This is a genomic window from Microbacterium sp. 22179, assembly GCF_052045715.1.
GTDB lineage: Bacteria > Actinomycetota > Actinomycetes > Actinomycetales > Microbacteriaceae > Microbacterium > Microbacterium galbinum.
Genome location: NZ_JBQEPJ010000007.1, coordinates 136,376 through 146,223, shown reverse-complemented (window position 1 = coordinate 146,223; position 9,848 = coordinate 136,376). Strand labels below are relative to the sequence as shown.

At 68.6% G+C, this 9,848-nt stretch carries 8 protein-coding genes; all 8 read right to left on the bottom strand.

Going from position 1 to position 9,848, the window contains the following annotated elements; translation table 11 throughout:
* Nucleotides 1–58 precede the first annotated feature (58 nt).
* Nucleotides 59–1,750, bottom strand: coding sequence for an ABC transporter ATP-binding protein (locus ACTJKK_RS15080; RefSeq protein WP_440748570.1), 1,692 nt, complete (start codon nucleotides 1,748–1,750; stop codon nucleotides 59–61).
* The gene (locus tag ACTJKK_RS15075) at nucleotides 1,747–2,697 is read right to left on the bottom strand and encodes an ABC transporter permease (RefSeq protein ID WP_247623217.1); all 951 of its coding nucleotides are present in this window, start codon (nucleotides 2,695–2,697) and stop codon (nucleotides 1,747–1,749) included. Before ACTJKK_RS15075 ends, ACTJKK_RS15080 begins: the two co-directional genes overlap by 4 nt.
* Nucleotides 2,698–2,731: 34 nt before the next feature.
* Complete coding sequence (locus ACTJKK_RS15070) at nucleotides 2,732–3,736, bottom strand: ABC transporter permease (RefSeq protein WP_440748569.1); 1,005 nt, start codon at nucleotides 3,734–3,736, stop codon at nucleotides 2,732–2,734.
* 118 nt (nucleotides 3,737–3,854) lie between these two features.
* Nucleotides 3,855–5,528: an ABC transporter substrate-binding protein gene (locus ACTJKK_RS15065; RefSeq protein WP_247955694.1), complete on the bottom strand. Its 1,674-nt coding sequence runs from the start codon at nucleotides 5,526–5,528 to the stop codon at nucleotides 3,855–3,857.
* A 154-nt stretch (nucleotides 5,529–5,682) separates the two neighbouring features.
* Complete coding sequence (locus ACTJKK_RS15060) at nucleotides 5,683–6,546, bottom strand: MurR/RpiR family transcriptional regulator (RefSeq protein WP_440748568.1); 864 nt, start codon at nucleotides 6,544–6,546, stop codon at nucleotides 5,683–5,685.
* A 14-nt stretch (nucleotides 6,547–6,560) separates the two neighbouring features.
* Nucleotides 6,561–8,045 carry a glycoside hydrolase family 3 N-terminal domain-containing protein gene (locus tag ACTJKK_RS15055; protein ID WP_440748567.1) on the bottom strand — a complete coding sequence of 495 codons (1,485 nt, stop codon included), beginning with the start codon at nucleotides 8,043–8,045 and terminating at the stop codon, nucleotides 6,561–6,563.
* Nucleotides 8,042–8,875, bottom strand: coding sequence for a carbohydrate ABC transporter permease (locus ACTJKK_RS15050; RefSeq protein ID WP_247623222.1), 834 nt, complete (start codon nucleotides 8,873–8,875; stop codon nucleotides 8,042–8,044). The genes ACTJKK_RS15055 and ACTJKK_RS15050 overlap by 4 nt, the downstream gene beginning before the upstream one ends.
* Nucleotides 8,872–9,846, bottom strand: a complete 975-nt coding sequence (locus ACTJKK_RS15045) for a carbohydrate ABC transporter permease (RefSeq protein ID WP_440748566.1) — start codon at nucleotides 9,844–9,846, stop codon at nucleotides 8,872–8,874. The genes ACTJKK_RS15050 and ACTJKK_RS15045 overlap by 4 nt, the downstream gene beginning before the upstream one ends.
* Nucleotides 9,847–9,848 lie beyond the last annotated feature (2 nt).

Genomic DNA, 9,848 nt, shown 5'->3' with positions numbered 1-9,848 from the left:
CCTCCCTCCCCCCCCCCCCCCCCCCCCCCGATGCGGTGTCTCAGCGAACCGCGACCCCTCATGACGCGATGTCGAGCTCGTTCCCGGGGATCGAGGCGAGCAGACGACGCGTGTACGGGTCGCGCGGGTTCGTGAAGATCTCCTCCGACGATGCGGCCTCGACCAGGCTGCCGTCCTTCATCACGCACACGTAGTCGCTGATGAGACGCACCACGGCGAGGTCGTGAGAGATGAAGAGATAGCTGAGCCCGTACTCGCTCTGGAGGTCGCCGAGCAGGGTGAGGATCTGGTCCTGCACCAGCACGTCGAGGGCGGAGACCGGCTCGTCGCACACGATGAGGTCGGGCGAGAGCGCGAGGGCACGGGCGATCGCAACGCGCTGGCGCTGACCGCCCGACAGCTCCGACGGATACCGTCCGAGCATCGACTGCGGCAGGGCCACGTCGTCGAGCAGCTGGCGCACGCGCGCGCGTCGTTCGGCACCGCTCCCCCGGCGGTAGAACTCGAGGGGCTCGGCGATCAGACGCTCGATCGTGAACATCGGGTTCAGGCTGGAGTACGGATCCTGGAAGATCGGCTGCACGCGCTGGCGGAAGTCGCGCGTCTCGGCACGAGTGAGCGACGCGACGTCCTTGCCCTCGAAGCGGATCAGACCGCTGGTCGGCTCGATCAGCTTCAACAGCATCCGCGCCGTCGTCGTCTTGCCCGACCCCGACTCCCCCACGATCGCGACCGTCTCGCCGCGCGGGATCGCGAGCGACACGTCGTCGACCGCGACGAAGTCCTCGCCGCGTCCGCGCACCGGGTACACCTTGGTGAGGCCCTCGATCTCGACGATGTGGTCGGCCTTCGCGGCGGAACCGGAATCCACGGACGCGTCGGCCGCGGCATCCGCTCGTTCCTCGACCTGGAAGGCCTCCGGACGCAGGCGCGCGGCCGCCACCGAGGGGGCGGCCTTCACGAGGGACTGCGTGTACGGATGCTGCGGATCCTCGAGGATCTGGCGGGCGGGGCCCTGCTCGACCACCTTGCCGCGGTGCATCACCACGACGCGCTCCGCGCGCTCGGCGGCGAGACCGAGGTCGTGCGTGATGAGCAGCACGGCGGTGCCGAGCTCGCGCGTCATCGCGCCGATCTGATCGAGGATCGTGCGCTGCACCGTGACGTCGAGCGCGCTCGTCGGTTCATCGGCAATCAGCAGACGCGGCTTGCAGGCGAGGCCGATCGCGATCAGCGCGCGCTGCCGCATGCCGCCAGAGAACTCGTGCGGATACTGCTTCGCCCGCTTCTCGGGATCGGGCAGGCCCGCGGCGGTGAGAGCCTCCACGACCTTCTGCTGCACGTTCTGCCGAGTGGCGAGACCGTGCGCGAGCAGCGTCTCGGCGACCTGGGTGCCGACCTTCGCGACCGGGTTGAGGTTCGACATCGGATCCTGCGGGACGAGACCGATGTCGCGCCCGCGGATCGTGCGGAGCTCGTTCTCGCCGGCGTGCGCGATATCGCGCCCGTCGAGACGGATGCTGCCACTGGCGACCCTGCCGCCTCCCGCGAGGAGGCCGATGATGGCCATCGCGGTCGTCGACTTGCCCGAACCGGACTCGCCGACGATCGCGACCGTCTCACCGGGCGAGATCTCGAGGTCGACCCCCTCGACGGCGTGCACGACGCCGTCCATGGTGGTGAAGTCGACCGCGAGCCCCTCGACGGAGAGGAGCGGGGTGTCGTTCATCGTGTTCTCCTGGGCGTTCATCGGGCACGCGTCCTCGGGTCCATGGCCTCGCGCAGCGCCTCACCGAACAGGGTGAAGCCCAGCGCGGTGACCGCGATGCAGATACCGGGCAGGAAGGCCAGCCACGGCGCGATCGAGAGTTCCGCCTGCGCGTAGGTGAGCATGCGACCCCACTCGGCCGTCTCGGGGCGACCGCCGCCGAGACCGAGGAACGAGAGCGCTGCGGCGTCGATCACCGCGGTCGCGAGCGTGAGCGTGCCCTGAACGATCACGGGACCGATCGCGTTCGGCAGCACGTGCGACATCGTGATGCGCCCCCGACCGAGACCGAGGGTCTGCGCCGAGAGCACGTAGTCGCTCGATCGCTGCTGCAGCATCGAGGCGCGCAGCAGGCGGGCGAAGATCGGCACCTGGGAGGCACCGATCGCGATCATCACCGCGAACGGCGTCTGGCCGAGGATCGCCGCGATCGAGACCGCGAGGAGCAGGTTCGGCACCGAGAGGATGATGTCGACGAAGCGCATGATCACGGTGTCGACCCAGCCGCCGAAGGTACCGGCGAGGAGACCGAGCAGCATGCCGCCGACGAGTCCCATCGCGGTGGAGATGACGCCGACGAGCAGCGACGCCCGCGCACCCCAGATCAGCTTCGAGAGCACGTCGCCGCCGAACCGATCCAGGCCGAGCGGGAACTGCGGCAGCTCCCCCGGTCCCGGGATGTAGGTCGGGGTGATGAACTTCGCCCCGGGGAGCGCGGTCTCGGGATACGGGGCGAGCAGCGGGGCGAGGCCCGCCACGAGGAGGAACAGCAGCACGATGATCGCGCCGATCCACGCCGTGGGGTTGCGGCGCAGACGTCGGAACACGTCGCGCCAGAACCCGCCGGGTCCTTCCTTGATGCCGGCCTGGGCGATCGCGACGGTGTCGATCACGCCGCCGCCCTGGGCGGGTGGGAGTGCGACGCTCATGACATCGCCCCCTTCCGGATGCCGGTGATGGTCGTCATTGGACCCTCACTCTCGGGTCGATGAAGCTGTACGAGACGTCCACCGCGAGGTTGATCAGCGCGTACGCGATCGCGATGAAGATGATGAAGCCCTGCAGCACCGGGAAGTCCCGGGTGAAGATCGCCCGGGCCAGGAACGACCCGATCCCCGGGAAGGCGAACACCGTCTCGGTGAGCACCGCCCCCGAGATGAGCAGACCGGTCTGCAGACCGATCGTCGTGATGACGGGCAGCATGGCGTTGCGCAGGATGAAGCGGTTGCGGAGCGTCGACGATCCGACGCCCTTCGCCCGCCCGGTGCGCACGTAGTCGGCGTTCTGCACCTCGAGCACGCTCGCCCGCGTGATGCGCACGATGATCGCGAGCGGGATCGTGCCCAGCGCCAGAGCCGGGAGGATCAGGTGCAGGATCGCGTCCCACGCGGCATCGAACTCGCCCGTGATGAGACCGTCCCACACGTGGAAGCCCGTGGGATGCGTGGCGTCGATCCTCGGATTCTGCCTGCCGTCGGAGGGCAGCCAGCCCAGTTGCACGGCGAAGATGTACTTCAGGATGAACGCGAGGAAGAACACCGGGATGGTGATGCCGATCAGGCTCAGCACGACCGAGGCGTGGTCGCTGAACTTGCCGTGGCGGCGCGCCGCCCAGTAGCCGAGCGGGATGCCGACGCCGACCGCGAAGATGAGCGCGACGACGCTGAGCTCGATAGTGGCCGGGAAGCGGCGGAAGAACTCCTCGACGACCGGCCGGTTGGTCTGGATCGAGGTGCCGAAGTCGCCCTGGAGCAGCCTCGTCACCCAGACGAAGTACTGCTCGATGAGCGGTTTGTTGAATCCGTAGAGTTCGTTGACCCTCTCGATGGCTTCGGGGGTCGCCTTCTCACCGAGAAGGGCGACGGCCGGGCCGCCGGGGAGGGCTCTGACCCAGGCGAACAGCAGGATGCTGAGGCCGATCAGAGTGGGGATGAGGAACAGCAGTCGCCCGCCGATGGTGCGCAGCACAGAGATCTCCGTAGATCGGGCGCACACCCTTCGTCTCGCTCCGCTCGCTCAGGGACCGGGAGGCCGGTCCCTGAGCGAGGAGCGGAGCGATGAGACGAAGGGTGCGCGTCGGTCGGGCCTACTTGGTGAGGACGATGTCCGTGAAGACCTCGTCGTTCACCGGGCTGGCCGGGTAGCTCTCGACGCGCGGATCGAACGCCAGTGTGGGCGCCGGGTGCGCGAGCGGAACACCGGGGATGAACTGCGCGACCATCTCATTGATCTCTTCGTACAGAGCCGTCTGGTCCTCGAGGTTCGGCACGCCGCGCGCCTCTTCGAGCTTCTGGAAAAGCTCCGGGTTGTCGAAGCCCCACTCGGAACTCTGCTGGCCGAAGAAGACGCCGACGAAGTTGTCGGTGTCGTTGTAGTCACCGGTCCACCCGAGGAGGTGGATGCCGTGATCCGACGTACCGGTGGTGCGGTCGAGGTACTCGACCCATTCCTCCGAGACCGGCGTGGTCTCGACGCCGACCTCTGCGAGCTGCGACGAGAGCACCGTGAAGATCTGCTCGGGGTCCGGCATGTACGGACGCGAGATGTTCACCGGGTAGTTGAAGGTGAGCTTCAACGGGTTGGCCTCGTCGTAGCCGGCCTCGGCGAGCAGCTCCTTGGCCTTCTCGGGGTCGTAGTCGTAGGTCGTGACATCGGGGTTGTAGCCGTTGACGACCTCGGGCACGAACTCGATGGCCTTCTCGGTGCCCTCGGGGAGCACCTGGCTGATCAGCGCGTCCTTGTCGACTGCGTACGACAGCGCCTCACGGACCTTCGGGTCCTGAAGCTCGGGGATCGCCTGGTTGAACGCCAGGTAGAGGATCGTGAACGGCGGGCGCGACACCATGGTGAAGCCGTCGTCCTCGAGCGCCTGGGTGTCGGCCGGGCCGACGAGGTCGTAGCCGTCGATCGAGCCGGACTCCAGAGCTTGGCGGGCGGCCGTCGGGTCGCCGATCGTGCGGAAGATGATCTCGTCGATCTGCCCGGCGTCACCCCAGTAGCCGTCGTAGGCCTTGAGCGTGAGCTGCTCGCCCGGCGCCCATTCCTCGAACTGGTACGGGCCCGTACCGACCGGGTGGCCCATGGCGTACTCCGAGAGCTGCGGAGCCTCGGCGGATCCGCCCACCTCGTCGGCGCCGAACTCCTGCATCGCCGAGGGGCTCTGCATCGCGAACGACGGCAGCGACAGCGAGGCCACGAAACCGGCGAAGGGCTTGTTCAGCTCGATCGTGACGGAGTAGTCGCCGTCGGGCGTGCACGACTTGTACACGGCATCCGCTGCGGTGTCGGCGTAGCCCTTGAAGAGCTTGTTGTAGTAGTAGCCGAAGGCCTCGGACGCGGCGAGGCCGGTCCAGTTATACCAGCGGTCGAAGTTGACGCAGACGGCCTCGGCGTTGAACGGCGTGCCGTCCTGGAAGGTCACGTCCTCCTTGAGGGTGAAGGTGTGGCTCATGCCGTCCTCCGACGACTCCCAGCTCTCGGCCAGGAGCGGCGCGGGGTCGGCCGTTCCCGGCTCGGTGCCGACGAGACCCTCGAAGATCTGCCGGGAGACGCGGAAGCTCTCGCCGTCCTGCGCGAACGCGGGGTCGAGGCTGGCCGGGTCGGACGATGCGGCGAACACGAAGGTGCCGTCGACGTCGCCGGACCCTTCCGAATCGTTGTCGCCGCGCTCGCTCGCAACACAACCCGCGAGGGCGAGGGCGGCGATCGTCGCCCCCGTGATGGCGACGAGACCGCGTCGTCGAAGTGGTGACTGGTGCATGGATGAACCTTCCCTGTGGGGCGTTTCGCTGCGCATGCGGGCATCGTCGCCCGCATGGTGATTCCCTCGACGCTACTCAGTGGATGTTGGTATGCCAAGACTCTCGCGTTACGAGAGTGTTGCGATCCGGTATCGCGATCTCCGGACCCGGGTCTCAGCGCCGGTGGTGCACCGCGGCGTCGTGCGTGAGCCGAAGCGGGATCGCCACGGGCTCGCCGCGGTGCTGCACGACGCGCACGAAGAGCACGTCGACGAGGGCCAGCTGCGCGATCCGGCTCGACATCGCCGCCATCCGGAACGGCGACTCGTAGGCGTGCGTGAGGAGCACGAGCTCGGCGGTCCGCGCGAGCGAGGAGTCGGCGACACCGGTCACCGCGACGGTGAGCGCACCGGCATCCCTCGCCACCTCCAGCGCACGCAGCGTCTCGACCGTCTCGCCGCTGTGCGAGAAGGCGACCGCCACGTCATCGGACGTGCGCAACGCGGCCGCGGTGAGCGCCAGGTGCGGATCGGCCGAGTGCGAGACGGCGCTGCCGATGCGCGAGAGCTTCAGCTGCAGATCCTGCGCGGCGAGCGATGAGGCCGCCTGGCCGAAGAGGTCGATGTGGCGGGCATCGACGAGGGCCCGCGCCGCCCGATCCAGGGTCGCCGCATCGAGCCCGTGAGCGGTCCTCTCGATCGCGTCGATCTGCTGGGCCGCGAGCTTCGCGGCGATCGTGGCGGGGCCGTCGTCGGCCGAGATCGTCGTCGAATCCAACCCGAAGCGCGCCTGCTGCGCCTGGGCCAGCGTCACCGAGCGCGCGACCGCCACGCGCAGCTCGCGGTAACCGCTGAAGCCCAGCGACTGCGCGAAGCGCGCGACGGTCGACAGCGATGTGCCGCACAGCTCGGCGAGGTCGGTGATCGCGAGTTCGACGACGAGCATCGGGTCGTCGAGGATCCGCTCGGCCACGCGCGTCTCGGCCGCGCTCAACTTCGGGGCCGAGCGGCGGACCAGCGCGAGAACGTCGTCGTCCATCGTGCGCACCCGTCTCAGCCGGCGGCGCCGACCAACCGCTCCCGTGCCATCTGCGCGCCCAGCCTGCTGGCGGCTCCCACCTCGATCGTCGGCAGCGGGAGCGCCGTGCGTGCGGCGAGGCCCACGTTGACGACGACCGCATCGGGGTCGCGCACGGCCGCGCGCTCCACGAGTGCACGCTGCGCGGCATCCGCATCGGGACGGTCGATGAGCAGCACGGTCGTGCCCTCCGTCGACACCGCGTCGTCGAGCACCCGATCCTGCTCCTCGACCGAGGTGTGCGCGACGTCGAGGCGTACGCGGCGCCCGTCGTCGGCGAGCGTCGCCGAGACGTACGCCGAGGCGCTGTCGACGGCCAGCGTCGAACGGCGGCGTGCATCGACGACCGACAGAGCGGATGCCGCGGCCGGGGCGTCTCCGACGACGCTGATCGCACGACGCACGACATCGGTCGCGTCGAACTCCTCGATGCCGTCCGACAGTTCGGCGGCGGCCGCACGGAGCTTGCGCGCGAGCGCCGTCACGCGGCCGGCGGCCTCCTCGACGCGCTCACGGGAGAGCGACCCGTCGCGCAGCGCTGCGACGATGCCGTCGCGCGCGGCGCGGAAGTCGCGCTCGTCCTGGTCGGGGAGGGCATCGTCGCCGGGGTTCGTCGGGTTTCCGATGCAGAGCAGGTCGGCGCCGGCCGCGAGGGCCTGCGCCGCTCCCCCGCCGATCCCGACGGTCTCCCGGATGGCCGCCATGTCGAGCGCGTCGGTGATGATGACGCCCTCGAAACCCCACTCGCGCAGCATGCCGAGCACGCGCGGGTTGAGGGTGGCGGGCCGGTCGCCCCACGCCGGGACGACGATGTGGGCGGTCATGATGCTGTCGACCCCGGCCTCGACCGCGGCACGGAACGGCGCGAGGTGCACGCGTTCGTACTCGTCGATGTCGAGGGCGATCTCGGGCAGCGCGTGGTGCGAGTCGAGATGCGTGTCGCCGTGACCCGGGAAGTGCTTGATGCACGCGGCGACGGCGCCATCCTGGATGCCGTCCACCGCCGCGATCACATGACGCGTGACGAGCGACTCCTCGGAACCGAACGCCCGCACGCCGATCACGGGGTTGCGCGGATCGGTGTTCACGTCGGCGACGGGACCCAGCACGACGTTCGCACCGACCGCACGCACCCGACGGGCGAGCTCGGCACCGGTGCGCTCGGTCGCGACGAGATCGTCGAGTGCGCCGAGCTGAGCGGCTCCGGGGAGCGTGGACCCGGTGGCCGACTCGAGGCGGGTGACGCTGCCGCCCTCCTCGTCGACGCCGATCAGGGCATCCGGGTTGGCGGCGAGGATCTCGGCGCTCAGCGCCGACAGCCCCTCGCCCACGTTCTGGCCGAAGTACACGACGCCGGCGAGGCTGTCGCGCAGCTCGGAGGTCAGCCAGGCGGGCGCCTCCGTGCCGAAGAAGCCCGGCCAGAGCACGCCGTTCGCGAGGCGCTCGAGGTCGTCGGTCATCCCTTCACGGCTCCCGCCACCATGCCCGAGGCCAGACGACGCTGCACGATCACGAAGAAGATCATGACCGGGAGGGTGATGATCGTCGACGCGGCCATGATGCTGCCCCAGTCGTTGGCGAACAGGCCGAAGAACGACTTGAGACCGATCGAGACCGTGTACTGGTCGGTCTGCGCGCCGAGGATCGTCATCGCGAAGATGAACTCGTTCCACGCGGTGATGAAGCTGAAGATGCTCGTCGCGACGAGGCCCGGCATGACCAGCGGCAGCAGGATCGATCGGAACATGCGCCACCAGCTCGCCCCGTCGATGTAGGCGGCCTCTTCGAGCTCGACCGGGACGGCCGCGACGAATCCGCGCAGCATCCAGATGCCGAAAGCGAGCGAGAGCGCCACGTAGACGACCATCAGGCCGAGGATGCTGTTGAGGAGTCCGAGGCTCTTCACCTGGAGGAACAGCGGGATGACGAGCGCCTCGAGCGGCACCATCTGCACGACGAGGATCATCATGAGGATCGTGGTGCGGAACTTGAACTTGAAGCGGGCGACCGCGACGGCGGCGAGAAGGCACACGAGCGCGCTCACGACGACGGTGACGATCGCCACGATCGCCGAGTTGCGCAGGAAGGTGCCGAACCCGCCCTCGGTGAGGACGAACGCGAAGTTGTCGAAGGTGAACTCCTGCGGCAGCAGCGACTGCCCACCGCTCGAGGCCTTCTTGTCGAAGGCGCTGGAGACCATCCAGTAGACGGGGAACAGCGTGAAGATCAGGACGGCCGCGACGGCGATCCCGATACCGATGCGGGAGCGGAGGGATGCGCGCGGGTTCACAGCTCGTCCTCCTTCATGAGGGATCGGATGTACACGATCGTGATGCCGATCAGCACGAGGGTGAGCAGCACGGCGAGGGCCGCACCGAAGCCGTAGCGGTTCTGACCAAACGACTCGACGTACGACCAGACGCCGAGGTTGAGCACCTGGCGGTTGCCGCCGCCACCGCCGGGCATCAGGTACACCTGGGCGAAGACCTTGAAGTCCCAGATGGTCGACAGGATGATGACGACCGAGAAGACGGGCTTGAGGGTCGGGAAGATGATCTTCCAGAAGCGTCGCCACGCACCGGCGCCGTCGAGGGCCGCGGCCTCGAGCATCTCCTTCGAGACGCCGAGGAGTCCGGCGAGCACGGTGATCGCGACGAACGGGAAGCCGTGGTGCACGACGTTCAGCAGCACGATCGCGTAGAACGACCACTGGTTCGTGAACCAGTTGATCGACTGGTCCATGAGGCCGAGGTCTCGCAGGACGGAGTTGAAGATGCCGCGGTCGGCGTCGAAGATGAAGGTCCAGACGTAGGTGCCGGTCACGGCGGGCATCGCCCACGCGACCATGATGCAGCTCGAGACGATGACGCGCCACGTGGTGCCGAGGCGAGCGAGCAGCAGGGCGACGAGCGTGCCGACCGCCACGGTGACGAAGACCGCCACCGCGGCGAACCCGACGGTGTTGGGCAGGACCACCGTCCACAGGGTCGGGTTGGTGAGCGCCTCGACGTAGTTGTCGAAGCCGATCCAGTTGCTCTCCCCGGTGTTGATCTCACGCAGGCCGTAGTCCTGCAGCGAGTAGATGAACACCTGGATGAGCGGCCAGAGCATGAGCACCGCGAGGATGATCAGCCCGGGCGCGAGGAGGAGCCAGGGGCGGGCCGTGACGATCGAGAGACCGCGACGCTTCCGGCCGCCGGCCACGGAGGCGGAGGTGGACTCCGCCTTCGTGGCCGGCAGTGGCGCTTGCACCATCGACATGG

Excerpts from the sequence above, each read along its gene's own strand:
- ACTJKK_RS15080 (WP_440748570.1), bottom strand. The coding sequence starts at position 1,750 with ATGAACGCCCAGGAGAACACGATGAACGACACCCCGCTCCTCTCCGTC.
- ACTJKK_RS15075 (WP_247623217.1), bottom strand. The coding sequence starts at position 2,697 with ATGAGCGTCGCACTCCCACCCGCCCAGGGCGGCGGCGTGATCGACACC.
- ACTJKK_RS15065 (WP_247955694.1), bottom strand. The coding sequence starts at position 5,528 with ATGCACCAGTCACCACTTCGACGACGCGGTCTCGTCGCCATCACGGGG.
- ACTJKK_RS15060 (WP_440748568.1), bottom strand. The coding sequence starts at position 6,546 with ATGGACGACGACGTTCTCGCGCTGGTCCGCCGCTCGGCCCCGAAGTTG.
- ACTJKK_RS15055 (WP_440748567.1), bottom strand. The coding sequence starts at position 8,045 with ATGACCGACGACCTCGAGCGCCTCGCGAACGGCGTGCTCTGGCCGGGC.
- ACTJKK_RS15045 (WP_440748566.1), bottom strand. The coding sequence starts at position 9,846 with ATGTCGATGGTGCAAGCGCCACTGCCGGCCACGAAGGCGGAGTCCACC.